This window comes from Jatrophihabitans sp. (assembly GCF_035474675.1).
In the GTDB taxonomy this organism is placed as follows: domain Bacteria; phylum Actinomycetota; class Actinomycetes; order Mycobacteriales; family Jatrophihabitantaceae; genus Jatrophihabitans_A.
Window position 1 is genome coordinate 19,585 of record NZ_DATINC010000012.1, and the last position, 17,021, is coordinate 36,605.

General features: G+C 71.4%; 17 protein-coding genes and 1 tRNA gene. 10 read left to right on the plus strand and 8 right to left on the minus strand.

Annotation, left to right across the window (positions count from 1 at the left end; all coding sequences use genetic code 11):
• The first annotated feature begins 135 nt into the window (after positions 1-135).
• A complete protein-coding gene (locus VLJ82_RS01040) occupies positions 136-987 on the plus strand; it encodes an NAD(P)H-binding protein (protein ID WP_408661464.1) in 852 nt (283 codons plus the stop codon).
• A 30-nt stretch (positions 988-1,017) separates the two neighbouring features.
• Here the strand turns inward: VLJ82_RS01040 and VLJ82_RS01045 are convergent.
• Positions 1,018-1,092, minus strand: a tRNA-Val gene (locus tag VLJ82_RS01045).
• 107 nt (positions 1,093-1,199) lie between these two features.
• Here VLJ82_RS01045 and VLJ82_RS01050 point away from each other — a divergent pair.
• Positions 1,200-2,036 (plus strand): SURF1 family protein, encoded by an 837-nt coding sequence (locus VLJ82_RS01050; protein WP_408661465.1) that lies wholly within the window; start codon positions 1,200-1,202, stop codon positions 2,034-2,036.
• 115 nt (positions 2,037-2,151) lie between these two features.
• Here the strand turns inward: VLJ82_RS01050 and VLJ82_RS01055 are convergent, their stop codons facing one another.
• Both VLJ82_RS01055 and VLJ82_RS01060 read right to left on the minus strand, forming a co-directional pair.
• Positions 2,152-2,667, minus strand: a complete 516-nt coding sequence (locus VLJ82_RS01055; RefSeq protein ID WP_408661466.1) for a peroxiredoxin — start codon at positions 2,665-2,667, stop codon at positions 2,152-2,154.
• Positions 2,664-3,122 carry a DUF3052 domain-containing protein gene (locus VLJ82_RS01060; RefSeq protein ID WP_408661467.1) on the minus strand — a complete coding sequence of 153 codons (459 nt, stop codon included), beginning with the start codon at positions 3,120-3,122 and terminating at the stop codon, positions 2,664-2,666. The genes VLJ82_RS01055 and VLJ82_RS01060 overlap by 4 nt, the downstream gene beginning before the upstream one ends.
• 203 nt (positions 3,123-3,325) lie before the next feature.
• Between VLJ82_RS01060 and aceE the strand changes: the two genes are divergently transcribed.
• The 3 genes from aceE to VLJ82_RS01075 all read left to right on the plus strand — a co-directional run bounded on the left by aceE (position 3,326) and on the right by VLJ82_RS01075 (position 7,079).
• Positions 3,326-6,085: a pyruvate dehydrogenase (acetyl-transferring), homodimeric type gene (gene aceE, locus VLJ82_RS01065; protein WP_408661468.1), complete on the plus strand. Its 2,760-nt coding sequence runs from the start codon at positions 3,326-3,328 to the stop codon at positions 6,083-6,085.
• Between the two features lie 255 nt (positions 6,086-6,340).
• Positions 6,341-6,562 (plus strand): hypothetical protein, encoded by a 222-nt coding sequence (locus VLJ82_RS01070; RefSeq protein ID WP_408661469.1) that lies wholly within the window; start codon positions 6,341-6,343, stop codon positions 6,560-6,562.
• Positions 6,563-6,575: 13 nt separating this feature from the next.
• Positions 6,576-7,079: a hypothetical protein gene (locus VLJ82_RS01075; RefSeq protein ID WP_408661470.1), complete on the plus strand. Its 504-nt coding sequence runs from the start codon at positions 6,576-6,578 to the stop codon at positions 7,077-7,079.
• Positions 7,080-7,176: 97 nt separating this feature from the next.
• Here the strand turns inward: VLJ82_RS01075 and VLJ82_RS01080 are convergent, their stop codons facing one another.
• From VLJ82_RS01080 to VLJ82_RS01100, 5 genes are all read right to left on the minus strand, one after another.
• On the minus strand, positions 7,177-8,124 hold the full coding sequence (locus VLJ82_RS01080) for an HAD family acid phosphatase (RefSeq protein WP_408661471.1): 948 nt from the start codon (positions 8,122-8,124) through the stop codon (positions 7,177-7,179).
• Positions 8,125-8,269: 145 nt separating this feature from the next.
• Entirely contained in the window at positions 8,270-9,220 is a 951-nt protein-coding gene (locus tag VLJ82_RS01085; RefSeq protein ID WP_408661472.1) for an aldo/keto reductase, read from the minus strand.
• 43 nt (positions 9,221-9,263) lie between these two features.
• Positions 9,264-10,562, minus strand: coding sequence for an AMP-binding protein (locus VLJ82_RS01090; protein ID WP_408661473.1), 1,299 nt, complete (start codon positions 10,560-10,562; stop codon positions 9,264-9,266).
• On the minus strand, positions 10,562-11,419 hold the full coding sequence (locus VLJ82_RS01095; RefSeq protein ID WP_408661480.1) for an NAD-dependent protein deacetylase: 858 nt from the start codon (positions 11,417-11,419) through the stop codon (positions 10,562-10,564). The genes VLJ82_RS01090 and VLJ82_RS01095 overlap by 1 nt, the downstream gene beginning before the upstream one ends.
• Before the next feature lie 62 nt (positions 11,420-11,481).
• Positions 11,482-12,285, minus strand: a complete 804-nt coding sequence (locus tag VLJ82_RS01100) for a pirin family protein (RefSeq protein ID WP_408661474.1) — start codon at positions 12,283-12,285, stop codon at positions 11,482-11,484.
• Positions 12,286-12,307: 22 nt separating this feature from the next.
• On the opposite strand from VLJ82_RS01100, the gene VLJ82_RS01105 reads away from it, so the two are divergent.
• From VLJ82_RS01105 to VLJ82_RS01125, 5 genes are all read left to right on the plus strand, one after another.
• Positions 12,308-13,537, plus strand: coding sequence for a PucR family transcriptional regulator (locus tag VLJ82_RS01105; RefSeq protein ID WP_408661475.1), 1,230 nt, complete (start codon positions 12,308-12,310; stop codon positions 13,535-13,537).
• Between the two features lie 181 nt (positions 13,538-13,718).
• The gene (locus tag VLJ82_RS01110) at positions 13,719-14,756 is read left to right on the plus strand and encodes an ACP S-malonyltransferase (RefSeq protein ID WP_408661476.1); all 1,038 of its coding nucleotides are present in this window, start codon (positions 13,719-13,721) and stop codon (positions 14,754-14,756) included.
• A complete protein-coding gene (locus VLJ82_RS01115) occupies positions 14,753-15,721 on the plus strand; it encodes a beta-ketoacyl-ACP synthase III (protein ID WP_408661477.1) in 969 nt (322 codons plus the stop codon). Before VLJ82_RS01110 ends, VLJ82_RS01115 begins: the two co-directional genes overlap by 4 nt.
• Positions 15,722-15,869: 148 nt before the next feature.
• Positions 15,870-16,112 (plus strand): acyl carrier protein, encoded by a 243-nt coding sequence (locus tag VLJ82_RS01120; RefSeq protein WP_408661478.1) that lies wholly within the window; start codon positions 15,870-15,872, stop codon positions 16,110-16,112.
• Between the two features lie 2 nt (positions 16,113-16,114).
• The coding region (locus VLJ82_RS01125) for a beta-ketoacyl-[acyl-carrier-protein] synthase family protein (RefSeq protein WP_408661479.1) at positions 16,115-17,021 on the plus strand (907 nt) is incomplete at its 3' end.

Sequence of the window (17,021 nt, forward strand, 5' to 3'; positions counted from 1 at the left end):
TTGGCGTCAGATTTCGGTCGGCAACCCGCTCCCCCGCCGCAGGCTCCTTGGGTGCGATCCGGGTAGCGCGGAATAGTTGAAAGCTCAAGCGACTTCCAGCTCAGGACCTGTTTCCTACCTGAACGGATGCTGCCCATGACCTACGCCGTCACCGGTGCGACCGGACACCTCGGCCGCCTTGCCGTACTTGCCCTGCTCGACCGCGGCGTGCCCGCCACCGACGTGGTGGCGGTCGTCCGGGACGTGGCGAAGGCCCAGCCGATCGCCGAGCGCGGCGTGCAGGTGCGGGTGGCCTCCTACGACGAGCCTGAGGCCCTGGTGGCGGCGTTCGCCGGTGTCGACCGGCTGCTGTTCGTCTCCGGCAGCGAGGTCGGGCAGCGGGAGCGCCAGCACCGCAACGTCGTCGAGGCCGCCAAGGCCGCGGGCGTGTCACTGATCGCGTACACCTCGATCGCTCGCGCGGACCAGAACTCGATGCCGCTGGGTGTGGAGCACCGGGCCACCGAGACGCTGCTGCGGGAGTCCGGCATTCCAACGGTGCTGCTGCGCAATTCCTGGTACCTGGAGAACTACACCGGTCAGCTGGAGCAGTACCTGGCGGCAGGTGCCGTGATCGGCGCGACCGGCGATGCGCGGATCGCCGCCGCGTTGCGGGCGGACTACGCCGAGGCGGCCGCGGCGGCCCTGGTGGACGACGTTGCGCCGGGCGAGTACGAGTTGGGCGGGCCGGCGTTCACCATGGCCGAGTTCGCCGCCGCGCTGTCGGCCGCCGTCGGCCGCGAGCTGCCCTACCGCGATGTGAGCCTGGCGGAGTTCGAGGCGGGGCTGGTCGCGGCTGGGCTGGACGAGGGCGCCGCCGGTTTCGTCACGGCTCTGGAACGCGGCGCGGCGGCGGGTGAGCTGGACGTCCCGGTCACCGACCTGGAGCGCCTGCTCGGCCGCCCCGCCACCGACCTGACCACCGCGGTCAAGAGCCTGGTCGGCTGACACCTGCTCAGATTCCGGACGCAGGAGTTCTGGTGGGCGCTGACAGGATCGAACTGTCGACCGCTCGGGTGTAAACCGAGTGCTCTCCCGCTGAGCTAAGCGCCCGCGCCGCCGGACCAGTCCCGGCCACAGCCGGGCCGGACAGACCGGCGACAACCTCCGAAGGGTACCGGCCGGGCCGGAACACCTGCTCCCGCCGTACTGTCGTTTCCGTGCTTTCCACGCTGCGGCAGCCGCGCTACCTGGGCCTGATCGCCCTGATGGTGGTCGTTGCCGCGCTCTGCGGGCTGGCCGGCAGCTGGCAGGTGGTCCGGTTCCACCAGAAGCACGACGCCAACCAGCACCTGCGCTTCGACAACCGCGACCAGCCGGCCGACGTCGCCGCGGTGCTCGGGCCCGCCACCGCGCCCACCTCGACCGGCAAGGTGCAGCAGTTCCGCCGGGTCACCGCGACCGGCACGTACCTCAGCGCCGAGCAGACCCTGCTGCGCAACCAGAGCGTGGCCGGCGACGTCGGCTACACGGTGCTCACCCCGCTCAAGACCAGTGCCGGCGTGCTGCTGGTCGCCCGCGGCTTCCTGGCCCAGACCGGCGCGGCCAGCACCAGCCCGCCGGTGCCGGCCAGCCCGTCCGGCACCGTGACCGTCACCGCCCGGCTGCAACCGGCCAGCACCAAGGCCGACCGGTTCGGCCGGCTGCCCGCCGGCCAGGTCGAGACCGTCAACCCCGCCCAGCAGGCCGCCCGGATCGGCGCCCCGGTCTGGAACGGTTACGCCGAGTTGCTGCCTGGCCAGCCCGGCACCGCCGGCCTCACCGCGCTGCCCGAGCCGGACATGTCCAACCCGGCCGGCGGTGCGGAGGAGCCGCAGCACGCCGCCTACGTGGTGCAGTGGTACCTGTTCGGGCTGCTGGCGCTGTGCGCACCGTTCGTGCTGGCGGCCGCCGAGCGCCGCCGTGACCAGTCCGAGGCGGCGGAGCCGGCCGACCCACAAGCCCAACCCAAGAGCCGCAAGGCCTCGCTGGACGACCGGCTCGCCGGCCGCGCCTGACCCGCTGGAGAGAACCGTCATAAGGATCGAGCGCGTGGACGACCGATCCTTATGACAGTCGCCGGCAAGAGCAACGTCAGCCGGCAAGAGCAGCGTCAGCCGCAAACTCCGGACGTCAGCCGGCAACTCCGGACGTCAGCGCCGCGATCTCGGCCAGCCAGCGCTCCGGGTCGCGTCCCACGCCGATCTCGTTGGCCTCGCTGAACCGGATGATGCCGTCCCGGTCGATCAGGAAGGTCCCCCGGTTCGACACGCCCGCGTCGGTGTTGAACACCCCGTAGGCCTGCGCCACCTCGCCGTGCGGCCAGAAGTCGGCCAGCAGCGGGAAGTTCAGCTCGTCGCGCTGGGCGAAGATCTTGTGCGCGAACGAGGAGTCGATGCTGACCGTCAGCACCTGCACCGCGTCGTTGGCGAACTCGTCGATCCGGTTCCGGATCGCGCCCAGCTCGCCGGTGCAGATGCTGGTGAACGCCCACGGGTAGAACACCAGCAGCACCGCCTTGGAGCCCCGGAACGACGAGAGCGTCACCACCTCGTTGTTCTGGTCGTGCAGCCGGAACTCCGGCGCCTCGGTCCCCACCGGCAGCGGCTGCAGCCCAGGCACCGACACCGGATCCACCAGGAAGCTCATCGCCGTTCCCCCTTGCCCCGGTCCGCGCCGGCCTTGGCTCGCCTCGGCACCAGCCGGGCGCCGGTCCAGCCCGCCGCCAACGGCAGCAGCGAGGTCTGCGACAGCCCGGCCGTCGGAGCCGCCTCGGAGATGTCGGAGGGCTCCACGTAGCCGGCCTTGCCGCGCTTGGGGGTCAGCAGCCAGATCACCCCGTTGTCGGCCAGCGGGGCGATGGCGTCCACCAGGGCGTCGACGAGGTCGCCGTCGTCCTCCCGGAACCAGAGGAGCACCACATCGACGACCTCGTCGGAGTCCTCGTCGACCATGTCCTCGTTCAGGCGGTCCTCGATCGCTTCGCGCAGAGCCTGGTCGACGTCGTCGTCATATCCCAACTCCTGCACGACCATGCCCGGCTCGATGCCCAGGCGGTCGACCAATGCAGTCGTGTTGTCCCCGGAACCGGGGGTGGTGCTCACTGCCAGCCTCCAGATGGTGCCGAAGCGGCGAGGCGCGTCCTCACCGCTGGTAATCGTGCTCCGGTAGATAACCACACTTCGCCGGTGACGCAAGCCTCTGGGGCTCCCCTGGGCAACCTCAAGGCAACCGGTCCGGCCAAACAGCTACTGGCCGGTAAACCTCAGAGGTCACATCTACTGGCGGGAAGGTGGACACTGGAGTGGTGACTCGTGATCGCTACAGCATCATCACCGACGGGCTGCCCAGCCAGCTTCCCGACATCGACCCCGGCGAGACCCGGGAGTGGCTCGAATCCTTCGACGCCGCGGTCGACCACGACGGTCGCCAGCGCGCCCGGTTCCTGCTGCTGAAGCTGCTCGAACGCGCCCGGGAGCGCCAGGTCGGCGTGCCGGCGCTGCGCAGCACCGACTACATCAACACCATCCCGCCCGAGCGGGAGCCCTGGTTCCCCGGCGACGAGCACATCGAGCGGCGGATTCGCGCCTACATCCGCTGGAACGCCGCGATCATGGTCAGCCGGGCCAACAAGCACCTGGGCGTCGGCGGCCACATCGCCACCTACGCCTCGGCGGCCTCGCTGTACGAGGTGGGCTTCAACCACTTCTTCCGCGGCAAGGACCTGGCCGGCGGCAACGGCGACCAGATCTACTTCCAGGGCCATGCCGCACCGGGCATCTACGCCCGCGCCTTCCTGGAGGGCCGGCTCACCGAGCAGCACCTGGACGGCTTCCGGCAGGAGAAGTCCAAGGCACCCGACGGGCTGTCCTCCTACCCGCACCCGCGGCTGATGCCCGACTTCTGGGAGTTCCCGACCGTCTCGATGGGCCTGGGCCCGATCGGGGCGATCTACCAGGCCCGGTTCAACCGCTATCTGGCCGCCCGCGGCATCGCCGACACCGCCGACTCTCACGTCTGGGCCTTCCTCGGTGACGGCGAGATGGACGAGGTCGAGTCGCTCGGCGCCATCGGGGTGGCTGCCCGCGAGGAGCTGGACAACCTCACCTTCGTGATCAACTGCAACCTGCAGCGGCTGGACGGGCCGGTGCGCGGCAACGGCAAGATCATCCAGGAGCTGGAGTCGTACTTCCGCGGCGCCGGCTGGAACGTCATCAAGGTGATCTGGGGCCGCGACTGGGACCCGCTGCTGGCCGCCGACCGCGACGGCGTGCTGGTGAACAAGATGAACACCACGCCGGACGGGCAGTTCCAGACCTACACCGTGGAGTCCGGCGCCTACATCCGGGAGAACTTCTTCGGCGGCGACCTGCGGCTGCGCAAGCTGGTCGAGCACATGTCCGACGACGAGCTGCGAGTGCTGTCCCGCGGCGGCCACGACTACCGCAAGGTCTACGCCGCCTTCAACGCCGCCCGGGCGCACGTCGGGCAGCCGACGGTGATCCTGGCCCACACCATCAAGGGCTGGACGCTGGAAAGCTTTGAGGGCCGCAACGCCACCCACCAGATGAAGAAGCTCAACAAGGCCGACCTGAAGGCCTTCCGCGACCGGCTCTACCTGCCGATCAGCGACGAGGCGCTGGAGGCCGACCTGCCGCCGTACTACCACCCGGGCGAGAAGTCTGACGAGATCCAGTACATGAAGGAGCGCCGGGCCGCGCTCGGCGGCGCGCTGCCCAAGCGGGTCAACCGGTCCAAGCCGCTGGTGCTGCCGCCCTCGCAGGCCTCGGCCTACGCCGATCTGAAGAAGGGCTCGGGCAAGCAGAACGTCGCCACCACCCAGGTGATGGTGCGGCTGTTCAAGGACCTGATGCGTGACAAGGAGATCGGCAACCGGTTCGTGCCGATCATCCCGGACGAGGCCCGCACCTTCGGCCTGGACGCGATCTTCCCGACCGCCAAGATCTACTCCCCGCACGGCCAGGAGTACGACGCGGTGGACCGGGAGATGCTGCTGTCCTACAAGGAGTCGACCGCCGGGCAGATCCTGCACGAGGGCATCAGCGAGGCCGGCTCCACGGCGTCGCTGATCGCGGCCGGCACCTCCTACGCCACCCACGGCCAGCCGATGATCCCGTTCTACATCTTCTACTCGATGTTCGGCTTCCAGCGGACCGGCGACCAGTTCTGGCAGTTCGCCGACCAGCTGGGCCGCGGCTTCGTGCTGGGCGCCACCGCCGGCCGGACCACGCTGACCGGCGAGGGGCTGCAGCACGCCGACGGGCACTCGCTGCTGATCGCCTCGACCAACCCGGCGGTGGTGGCCTACGACCCGGCCTACGCCTACGAGATCGCCCACATCGTGGAGGCCGGGCTGCGCCGGATGTACGGCTCGTCCGAGCAGCACCCGCACGGCGAGGACGTCTTCTACTACCTCACCATCTACAACGAGCCGATCCCGCAGCCGGCCGAACCCGCCGAGGTGGACGTCCAGGGCATCCTGCGCGGCATCCACCTGATCTCGCCGGCGCTCGGCGAGCAGGGCCGGCCGCGGGCCCAGGTGCTGGCCTCCGGGGTGGCGGTGCCGTGGGCGCTGCGCGCCCAGGAGCTGCTGGGCCAGGACTGGGGCGTGGACGTCGACGTCTGGTCGGTGACCTCCTGGAACGAACTGCGTCGGGACGCGCTGGCCGCCGACGAGCACAACTTCCTGCACCCGGACGCCGAGCCGCACACGCCCTACATCACCACCCGGCTCGCCGAGTCCGGCGGACCGGTGGTGGCGGTGTCGGACTACATGCGCGCGGTGCCGGACCAGATCGCCCAGTGGGTGCAGGCGTCCGGACGGGACTGGAGCTCGCTCGGCGCCGACGGCTTCGGCTTCGCCGACACCCGGGGCGCGGCCCGGCGGTTCTTCCACATCGACGCCGAGTCGGTCGTGGTGAACGTGCTGGCGCAGCTGGCCAAGCGCGGCGAGGTCAAGCCCGAAGCACCCCGCGACGCGCTGGAGAAGTACCGGATCACCGACGTCTCGGCCGCCAACGCCGGTTCCGCCGAAGGCTCCGCTTGATGCCGGACCCGACCGACTCGACGGACCAGCACGCCGTCGACACGACGGCGCTGATCACACGGCTCACCCGACAGGGCGTGCTCGGTGAGCCACGGTCCGCAGACCGGCCGATCGCTTGCGACGTCGTCCGAGCCCGGGCAACCGGCTCGGTGTCGGAGTTGGTGACCGAGCAGCGTCGCTGACCGGGCAACTCACCCAGCACTGACCGGCGGGTACCGCCGCCCCCTCTTGGTTCTGACAAGGTAAGGTTGTCACGTGCAGATCCATGCTTCCGCCCGGAAGCACGGAATCTCCGAGGCGGACATGCTGCACGCCATCCGGATGGCGATCCGCACCTACCGGGACGGCAACCTCGTGATGTACATCGGCGCCGACCAAGCCGGCATCCGCCTGCTCGAAGTGGGGGTGATGGATGCCACCGCTGACCAACCGCCCCGGGTGATCCATGCAATGACAGCGCGGAGCAAATTCCTGTGAGGAGGTGAACCCGATGCTCGAGGACGACGTAGCCGAGGCGCTCGCCCGGCTGCACGCGCTCGATCCTGACGACCCGAACGTCACCGTCGATCGCGACCGAACGGACATGCGCCGGATCGGTGCCGCTCTGTACGCGGTCGACATCGCGCACACCATCCTGGTCAGGGCGGTGGCCGACGCACGTCACCGCGGTCGCAGCTGGACCGAGATTGCCAACGTCCTTGGGGTCAGCAGGCAGGCGGCGCGTCAGCGTTTCGGCAAAGAGGTCGCCGAAACAGCACACCAGGAGATTCCGGACGCCGCCGTGCAGCAGCTACTCGACGCCGGATTCTCGACCCGGGAGGTGGAAGCACTCACCGCCCAGCCGGGCACCCCCGCGGTCGATGACATTGAGCCGGTAAGGACAAGGCGGATACCGGCAGCCAGGCAGCGAGCAGTGCAGGGAGTTGTTACGACGCTGCCACCGGACCCGGACCGCTCGGGCGACGATACGGCTGGGCCTGGCAGCGGCGGCTGATCCGCGCGCCCACTGACCGTCAATGGCGCACGCATCCCACGGAACGAACGGAGCCCCGGCCGGGTCTGGCTGGGGCTCCGTCGTGCGCAGCCGAGAACTACGGCAGGTAGTACATCGGGTTCGGCATCTTGAAGGTGCGGTCGGCGTAGCCACCGGTCAGGTCGGAGTACTGGTCACCGAAGTTGGCGACGATGTTGTACCCCAGCGACTCGATGTGCGCCCGGGTGCCGGACTTGTACTGGATGGTGGTGCAGGTCGAACCGCAGGTCAGGTAGGCCGGCGGGTTGGCGTTGTTCTTCAGGTACAGGTGGTCGGCGTCCGGTGCGTCGTAGCCCACCTTGGCCAGGTTGGTGACGGTGCCGGCCCGCTGCGCCTCCGGGCGTCCGGTGAGGAAGAAGATCGTGTAGCCGTGCGCCGAGGCGTACTTGGCCAGCGCCGGCATGCCGTAGACCTCCGGGAACCGGGCGTTGTTGACGAAGTCGGCGTTGGTGGTCGGGTTGAAGGCGAAGTTGGAGAAGATCTCGTAGTTGTAGGTGTTCAGCGTGGTGTCGTCGACGTCGAACACGATGGCCTTCTTGGCCTTGGCCTGCGGGTCGGTGGCCTTGGCCTTGTAGTGCGCCAGGTACCACTCGGCCGAGGCCTCGATCCGGGCCACCTGCTTGGCGTAGTTGCCGGTGGTGGACGGGATGTGATCACCGTTGGCGGCCACCGTGTCGCCGTAGTAGGCCTTGATCGCGTTCTCCACCAGGGTCACGTTCGGCACCTGGGCGTCGGTCTTCGGAGTAGGCGCCGGGGTGGGCGCCCGGCCGGTGTACCAGCTCAGCACGTTGCCGGCACCCTGGCCGTGGCTGGCGGTGCTGCCGTGGCCGTTGCGCGCGGACGCGGTGGCGATGCTGCCGAACAGCAGCCCGAACACCGCGATCAGAACTCCGATCAGCACCGGAGTCATGGGCCGCCGCGACGGCCGCGCCTGGTCAGTGGCCGCCGGAGTCGGCACCCCGCTACCGGGTGCCGGCTGCAGGCCGGCGGTGGGGAAATCCTGCATGTCGAAAGAGTCCCTTCGATCGGGTCGCCCGCCCTCGCGGGCCAACAGGCATTAATTCACATGGCTAACCAATGCGCATCCCCCATCCCGCAGAATCCGCGGCCGAGCGGTCCGTACGTCCGGATTGCCCGTCAAATGCAACGGCTCAGTAGCGCGCGCCGACCACCTGGGTGCCCAGCCGGTCCAGTTCGGCCAGGTCCTGCTCGGTCAGCCGCACCTCCAGCGCGGCCACGTTCTGCTCCAGCCACCGCACCCGCTTCGTCCCGGGAATCGGCACCACCGGCACCCCCAGCCGCTGCGACTGGGCATAGACCCAGGCCAGCGCCACCTGCGAGGCGGCCACCCCGTGCCGCTCGGCAACCTGCTGCACCGCCCGCACGATCGCCAGGTTGGCCTGGCCGGCCTCGCCGGAGAACCGGGGGTTGGCGCTGCGGAAGTCCTTGCTGTCCAGCTGCGCCAGGTCCACCGCTCCGGTCAGGAAGCCGCGGCCGAGCGGCGAGTACGGCACCAGCCCGATCCCCAGCTCAGCCATGGCGGGCGTCACCGCCTCCACGTCCCGGGTCCACAGCGAGAACTCGCTCTGCACCGCGGTGATCGGGTGCACCGCGTGCGCCCGGCGCAGCAACTGCTCGTCCACCTCGGACAGCCCCAGGTAGCGCACCTTGCCCTCGGTGACCAGCTCGGCCATCGCGCCCACGGTCTCTTCGATCTCGGCGGTCTGGGGCGGCCGGTGCAGGTAGTACAGGTCGATCACCTCCACCCCGAGCCGTAGCAGCGAGGACTCGCAGGCCCGTTTGACGTAGCCGGCCTCACCGCGGATCACCCGGGCCCGGTCGCCGCCGGAGCGGTCGATGCCGAACTTGGTGGCCAGCTGCACCTGCTCGCGCCGGCCGGCGATCGCCCGCCCCACCAGCACCTCGTTGTGGCCGGCGCCGTAGACGTCGGCGGTGTCGAGGAAGCTCACCCCGAGTTCCAGCGCGCGGGAGATGGTGGCGATCGAGCTGTCCCAGTCGGCGGGGCCGTACCACTCGCTCATGCCCATGCAGCCCAGGCCCTGCCGGGACACCTCCAGCTCACCGATTCGGATCCGGTCCATCGTGCTGTCCTCCGATCTGGTGTTCTAGAACTGGTCGGGAAGGTCAGCGCCGGTCGTGCACCCGGACGGCCTTGCCCTGCGAGCGCGGGATCGACTCCGGAGCCAGCACCTCGACGGCGACCGTGACCCCGATCCGCTCCTTGACGAGATAGCCCAGCTGCTGCGCCAGCGCGCCGGGATCGGCACCGCCCTCCCGCGACTCCACCCGCACGCACAGCTCGTCCAGCCGGCCGGGCCGGGTCAGCACGCACTCGAAGTGCGGTGCGAGCCCCGGCACCTGCAGCAGCAGCTCCTCGATCTGGGTGGGGAACACGTTGACGCCCCGGATGATCATCATGTCGTCGGTGCGTCCGGTGATCTTCTCGATGCTGCGGAAGGCGGGGTAGGCGCCGCCGGGCAGCAGCCGGGTCAGGTCGCGGGTGCGGTAGCGCACCACCGGCATCGCCTGCTTGGTGAGCGAGGTGAACACCAGCTCACCCTGCTCGCCCTCGCCGAGCACCTCGCCGGTCTCGGGGTCGACCACCTCGGGGTAGAAGTGGTCCTCCCACACCTGCAGCCGGCCGGGGTGGCCGGCCGCCTCCTGGCCGATCCCCGGCCCGATCACCTCGCTCAGGCCGTAGATGTCCAGTGCGGTCAGGTGGGCCCGCTGCTGCATCTCGGCGCGCATCGCCTCGGTCCACGGCTCGGCGCCGAAGATGCCGATCTGCAGGGACGTCTCCGCGGCGTCGATGCCCTGGACGGCCAGCTCGTCCAGGATCGACAGGAAGTAGGACGGGGTGACCATGATGATCCGCGGCTGGAAGTCGGTGATCAGCTGTGCCTGCCGGGCGGTCATGCCGCCCGAGACCGGCACCACCGTGCAGCCGAGCCGCTCCGCGCCGTAGTGGGCGCCCAGCCCGCCGGTGAACAGGCCGTAGCCGTAGGCGACGTGCACGATGTCACCCGGCCGGCCACCGGCGGCGTAGATCGAGCGGGCCATCACCGACGACCAGACCGCGAGGTCGGCGGCGGTGTAGCCGACCACGGTCGGCTTGCCGGTGGTCCCGGACGAGGCATGCACCCGCACCACCTGCTCACGCGGCACCGCGAACATCCCGAACGGGTATTTCTGTCGCAGTTCTGCCTTGCTGGTGAAGGGGAAACGTGCCAGGTCGGCCAGCGAGACCAGCTCGTCCGGATGCACCCCGGCGCTGTCGAAGGCGCTCCGGTAGTGGGCGACGTTGTCGTAGGCGTGCCGCAGCGACCAGCGCAGCCGGCGCAACTGCAGCTCGCGCAGCTCGGCCACCCCGACCTCGGGCAGCCGGTCGAAGGACTCGACGTCGTCCAGCCGCAGCGGGTCCATCAGCGGCCGATCGCCTCGGCGGCCAGGGCCGGCAGCAGCTGCCCGAGCGGGGAGTCCAGCAGCACGTCGGCCAGCGGGTCGCCCCGGGTGACGCCCTGATTGACGATGGCGACCGGAATGCCCCGGGCGGCCGCCCGCCGGACGAACCGGAAGCCGGAGGCCACCGTCAGCGACGAGCCCAGCACCAGCAGCAGCCGGCTGGCCTCGACCAGCGCGTAGCAGCGGGCCACCCGATCCGGCGGCACGTTCTCGCCGAAGAACACCACGTCCGGCTTGAGCGGGCCGGCACCGCAGTCCAGGCAGTCCACCACCTGGAAGGACTCGATCTCCGGTTCGGCCAGCTCGACGTCGCCGTCCGGCTTGACCGGGCCGCTGACCGCGACGTCCCGGGCCCGCGGATTGGCCTCGGCCAGCCGCTCGTCGAGCTCCTCGCGCGGGCTGATCGCCCGGCAGGCCAGGCACACCACCCGGTCCAGGCCGCCGTGCAGCTCGATCACCCCGCGCGCGCCGCCGGCCTGGTGCAGGCCGTCGACGTTCTGGGTGATCACCCCGGTGAGCAGGCCGGCCCGCTGCAGCCGGCCCACCGCCTGGTGGCCGGAGTTGGGCCGGGCCTGCAGGATTCGCTGCCAGCCGCGGTGGCTGCGCGCCCAGTACCGCTGCCGGGCGGCCGCGCTGCCGGTGAACTCCTGGTAGGTCATCGGGGTCGCCGGGTGCCGCCGCCCGGTCGGGCCGCGGTAGTCGGGAATGCCGGACTCGGTGGACAGTCCGGCACCGGACAGCACCAGCACCTCGCCGCCGCTCACCAGCCGCGCCAGCCGGCGCCGCTCGGCGGCATCGTCGGGAAGGTCGCGGGACAGATCGAGACCAGCTGCGGCGGACACCCAGCCAGCGTAGGCGCTGGAACCGGCGTGCGGGTGGCTCAACCCGGCGGTGCCGCGGCGGCGGCGTCCGGCAGTTGCCACACCAGCAGCTCGGCGGAGCGCACCGCGGTCAACCGGGCCGGTCCGGGGCCGGTTTCCGGGCCGCCGGCGGCCAGCCGCAGCGCATCGCCGGCGGCCAGCTCGACCCGCTCGCCGGCTAGCCCGTCGGCCGTTGCCGTCCCCCGGGCCAGGAAGACGTGGACGTACGGCGCTGCCGGCAGCGGCACCGTCGCACCGGCTGGCAGCTGGGCCACCGACAGCGCGGCCTGCTGCCGGATGCGCAGCACGTCCTGCCGGGACGGATCGACCGGCTCGGACGGATCGACCGGTCCGGCTGGACGGGCCTGCCCGGCGGCGAGCAGCACCAGCCGGCCGGTGGCCAACCGCTCCCCCACCAGCAGCCGGGCCGACTGCGGCGGCGTTCCGCTGACATCCGGACGCAGCCACATCTGCACCAGCCGCACCGGCCGGTCGGGCAGGGTGCTGAACTCGGTGTGCCGGATGCCGCTGCCGGCGCTGACGTAGTGCAGGTTCCCGGCCGGGACCACGGTGGGCTCGCCACCCTCCTCGAGGTGGGTCAGCGAACCGGCCAGCACCCAGGTGAGGATCTCGACATCGCGGTGGGCGTGCACCGGATAGCCCGGGCCCGGCCGCAGGAGGTCCTCGTTGAACGCCTGCAGCGCGCCGAAGCCGAGGTTGGCCGGGTCGTAGTACGAGCCGAACGCGAACGAGTGCGCCGAGTCCAGCCAGCCGGTGCGGGTACGCGCCCGCTCGGCGCCGCGCCGGATCTCGAACCTGGTCACCGGCTCACACTAGGCTCGCGGCGTGCGCGGCACCCTGAGCGAGGCGACGATCAGCCGGATCGAGCAGTCCTCCGGAGCGCTGGCCACCCACAGCCTGGCCCGGATGGACGAGCACCTGGCCTGGTTCCGCCGGTTGCCTGCCGACCAGCGGTCCTGGGTGATGCTGGTCGCCCAGGCCGGCATCGGCTCCTTCGTGGAGTGGCTGCGCTCCCCCGACCAGGTGCTGCGGCTGACCGGCGAGGTATTCGGCACCGCCCCCCGCGAGCTGGCCCGCCGGGTGTCGTTGCAGCAGACCGTCGAGCTGGTGCGCCAGACCATCGCCGTGGTGGAGGAGCACGTCCCGTCGCTGGCCAGCCCCGGCGAGGAGCAGGCGGTCGCCGACGCGGTGCTCCGGTTCTCCCGCGAGATCGCCTTCGCCGCGGCCCGGGTCTATGCGGGTGCCGCCGAGACCCGGGGCCGCTGGGACGCCCGGCTCGAGGCGCTGGTGATCGACGGCCTGGTGCGCGGCGCGCGGTCCACCGAGGCGGGCTCGCCGGTCAGCCAGTTGGCCGCGCTCGGCTGGCGCACGGAGGGCGCGGTCACCACCGTGGTGGGCTCGGCCCGGCTCGACCGCGATCCCACCGCGGCGCTGGACTCGGTGCACCGGGCGGCCCGCCGAGCCGGCTACGACGTGCTGGCCGGCGTGCACGGCGGCCGGCTGGTGGTGGTGCTCGGCGGGATCACCGATCCGCTGGAGGCCGCCCAGGCGGTGCTGGAGGAGTTCGACGATGCAGCCGTGGTGGTGGGCGGCTCGGCGCCGCGGATGGAGGGCGCCGCCGAGGTGACGGCCACCGCGCTGAGCGGGTTGCGGGCGGTGGCCGGCTGGCCCGGCGCGCCGCGGCCGGTGTCGGCGGAGGACCTGCTGCCCGAACGGACCATCGCCGGTGACCTCAACGCCCGGCACGAGCTGATCGAGACGGTCTACCAGCCGCTGGTCGAGGCCGGTGACGTGCTGCTGGACACGGTGGTCAGCTACCTCGACAGCGGCCGGGCGCTGGAGGCGACCGCCCGGGCGCTGTTCGTCCACACCAACACGGTGCGCTACCGGTTGCGCCGGGCCGCCGAGCTGTGCGGCCACGCCCCGACCGACGCCCGGGGCGCCTTCACCATCCAGCTGGCGCTGGTGCTGGGCCGGCTCAGCGGCTACGGCCCCGCACGTACCGGAGGGCTGCAAGCAGGCGCGCCGGAGCGGGCACCGGAAAGTCTTCAGTGACCGGCCGACCCCCGTCGTAATCGAGGGTGCAACAGGGCAGAGTTAGCGGAATCACTGCATTGGAACCGTTTACATAGACGGTCCGGGGTGTAGACAGTTGTAGGTACTCTCCAAAATCAACAGCGGAACACTGTGCGTGCCGTGCTCGCGGAGAAGGCCGCAGACGCGAGACTGTAGTGATGTGATCGCGGTACTCGCTCCGGGCCAGGGCGCCCAGACCCCCGGCATGCTCGCGCCGTGGCTGGAACTTGCCGGAGTGGCCGAGCAGGTCGCCCGGTTCTCCGAGCTTGCCGGCATGGACCTGATCCGGCTCGGCACCACGGCCGACGCCGACGAGATCCGCGACTCGGCCGTCACCCAGCCCCTGATCGTCACCATGGGGCTGGTCACCGCCGGCCAGCTGCGGCTGCCGGGCGCCACCGACGGATCGGCCGGCGGCGTTGAATCGCCCGGCAGCGTTGAATCGGCCGGCAGCCTTGAATCGGCCGGCGGTGTGGTACTGGCCGGGCACAGCATCGGCGAGGTCACCGCCGCCGCCGTGGCCGGCGTGCTGACAGCCGAGCAGGCGATCTCGTTCGCGACCCGCCGCGGCGCGGCGATGGCCGCCGCCTGTGCGCTCACCCCGACCTCGATGGTCGCGGTGGTCGGCGGTGACCCGGACGAGGTGGTGGCCGCCATCACCAGCGCCGGCCTGACGCCGGCCAACCGCAACGGTTCGGGCCAGATCGTGGCCGCCGGCGCGGTGGAGGCGATCGCCACCCTGACCGAGAACCCGCCGCCGCGGGCCCGGGTCCGGCCGCTGCAGGTCGCCGGAGCGTTCCACACCAGCTACATGAGCCCCGCCGAGGAGAGCCTGCGGGCGGTCGCCGCCCAGCTGCAGCCGTCCGACCCGGCGCTGACCCTGCTGTCCAACGCCGACGGGGCCGTGGTCGGCGACGGGCCGACCGTGCTGGCCCGACTGGTCGGCCAGGTCACCCGGCCGGTCCGGTGGGACCGCTGCCTGGACACCATGCGCACCCTGGGGGTGACCGGCACCATCGAACTCGCGCCGGCCGGCACCCTGACCGGAATCGCACGCCGCGAACTGCCGGGCGTGCAGCTGGTCGCCGTCAAGACACCGGCGGATCTGGAATCGGCGCAGCGCCTGCTCGACGAGCAGGCTGCCACCCCATCCGGCGGCCCGGAGGCCGCCCCGCTCGCCATCGGGATGTCGGAATGAACCTGCAGCTGTCCACCCCGCCTCGTCCGGCCGGCAGCCGGGTGGCAGGCCTCGGTCACTACCAGCCGCCCACCGTGGTCACCAACGACGACCTGGTCGCGCGCGGCGTGCACACCAGTGACGAGTGGATCCAGACCCGGGTCGGCATCGCCGAGCGCCGGTTCGCCACCGACGAGACGATGCTGGACATGGCCGTGGCCGCCGCCAGCAAGGCGCTGGCCAACTCCGGGATCTCGCCGACCGAGATCGACCTGGTGATCCTGGCGACCTGCACCGGCAAGCAGCAGGTGCCGGGCGGTGCCGCCGAGCTCGCCAGCCGGCTGGGCATCCCGTCCCCCGGCGCCTACGACCTCAACGCCGCCTGCGCCGGCTTCGTCTACGGCCTGAACGCCGCGTCCAACGCGGTGCTGGCCGGGCACGCCCACACCGTCCTGGTGGTCGGCTCGGAGAAGCTGACCGACTACGTCGACCTGATGGAGCGCGGCACCGGCATCATCTTCGCCGACGGCGCCGGGGCGGCCGTGGTGACCGCCAGCGACCGGGCCGGCATCGGCCCGGTGGTGTGGGGCTCGGACGGCGACAGCGCCGGCGCCATCACCACCGACCCGGCCACGGCCACGCTGCGCCAGGAGGGCCAGTCGGTGTTCCGCTGGGCGACCTCCACCATGGGCGACGTCGCCCTGCGGGCCTGCGCCGCGGCTGGGCTGGAGCCGTCCCAGCTGGCCGGCTTCATCCCGCACCAGGCCAACCTGCGCATCATCGACCTGATCGCCAAGAAGCTCAACGCCCCGAACGTGGTGGTCGCCCGTGACATCATCACCTCCGGCAACACCTCCTCGGCGTCCATCCCGATCGCCCTGTCGAAGATGCTGGAGCGCGGCGAGATCACCAGCGGCGCGCCCGTCCTGGTGGTCGGCTTCGGCGCCGGCCTGACGTACGCGGCCCAGGTCATCCTGGCACCCTGAGCAGGGACGGCCGCGGCGCGAGCACCCGGCTACCAGCCCAGCAGTAACCGCGGCCCAACCCGCGGGCAGTATCGAACGACGCCCCTCCCGACCGGGACCGGGGCAATCCGGTGAAGGCAGCCGCCTTCGAGGCAGAGAGGTAGCACCCGTGGCAACGAACGAAGAGATCCTGGCGGGCATGGCGGAGATCCTGAACGAGGTCGCCGACGTCCCGGCGGAGGACGTGACCGAGGACAAGTCGTTCACCGACGACCTCGACGTCGACTCGCTGTCCATGGTCGAGGTCGTGGTCGCCGCCGAGGAGAAGTTCGGCGTCAAGATCCCGGACAACGAGGTGCAGAACCTCAAGACCGTCGGTGACGCGGTCTCCTACATCGAGGCGAATTCCTGACCATGAGTGGCATCGACGTCGTCGTCACCGGGCTCGGCGCGACGACCCCGCTGGGCGGGGACGTCGCGTCCACCTGGGACGCCATGCTCGCCGGCCGCTCCGGGGTGAGTGCTCTCACCCAGGAGTGGGCCGCGCAGCTGCCCGTGCGCATCGCGGCCTCGCTCGCTGTGGACCCGTCCGAGGTCATCGAGCGGGTCAAGCTGCGCCGGCTGGACCGGTCGGAGGCGATCGCCCTGATCGCCGCCCGGCAGGCCTGGGCCGACAGCGGGCTGGCCGACGCGGGCCTGGAGCCCGAGCGGCTCGCCGTCAGCCTCGGCTCCGGCATCGGCGGGGCGCTGACCCTGCTCGACCAGGACGACATCCTGGAGGCCTCCGGGCCGCGCAAGGTCTCCCCGCACACCATCCCGATGCTCATGCCGAACGGCCCGGCCGCGGTCGTCGGCATCGACGTCGGCGCCCAGGCCGGCGTGCACTCGATGGCCAGCGCCTGCGCCACCGGTGCCGAGGCGATCGCGCTCGGGATGGACATCATCAAGTCCGGCCGGGCCGACGTGGTCGTGGCCGGCGGCTGCGAGGCGGTCATCCACCCGCTGCCGTTCGCCGGCTTCGCCGCGATGCGCGCCATGTCGACGCGCAACGACGAGCCGGAGAAGGCGTCCCGCCCGTGGGACAAGGGCCGCGACGGCTTCGTCTTCGGCGAGGGCGCCGGTGCGGTCGTGCTCGAACGGGCCGACCACGCGGCCGCCCGCGGCGCCCGGGTCTACGCCCGGCTCGCCGGCGCCGGCATCACCTCCGACGGCTACGACATCGTCCAGCCGCACCCGGAGGGCCGGGGCGGCATCCGCGCGATGCGCAAGGCGTTGCAGGACGCCGGCCTGACCGGCGCCGACATCAAGCACGTGAACGCGC

What these genes read in the sequence shown, in the direction of transcription:
- VLJ82_RS01075 (WP_408661470.1), top strand. Translation starts at nt 6,576, where the DNA reads ATGCTCGAGGACGACGTAGCCGAGGCGCTCGCCCGGCTGCACGCGCTC.
- VLJ82_RS01085 (WP_408661472.1), bottom strand. Translation starts at nt 9,220, where the DNA reads ATGGACCGGATCCGAATCGGTGAGCTGGAGGTGTCCCGGCAGGGCCTG.
- VLJ82_RS01090 (WP_408661473.1), bottom strand. Translation starts at nt 10,562, where the DNA reads ATGGACCCGCTGCGGCTGGACGACGTCGAGTCCTTCGACCGGCTGCCC.
- VLJ82_RS01115 (WP_408661477.1), top strand. Translation starts at nt 14,753, where the DNA reads ATGAACCTGCAGCTGTCCACCCCGCCTCGTCCGGCCGGCAGCCGGGTG.
- VLJ82_RS01055 (WP_408661466.1), bottom strand. Translation starts at nt 2,667, where the DNA reads ATGAGCTTCCTGGTGGATCCGGTGTCGGTGCCTGGGCTGCAGCCGCTG.
- VLJ82_RS01080 (WP_408661471.1), bottom strand. Translation starts at nt 8,124, where the DNA reads ATGCAGGATTTCCCCACCGCCGGCCTGCAGCCGGCACCCGGTAGCGGG.
- VLJ82_RS01040 (WP_408661464.1), top strand. Translation starts at nt 136, where the DNA reads ATGACCTACGCCGTCACCGGTGCGACCGGACACCTCGGCCGCCTTGCC.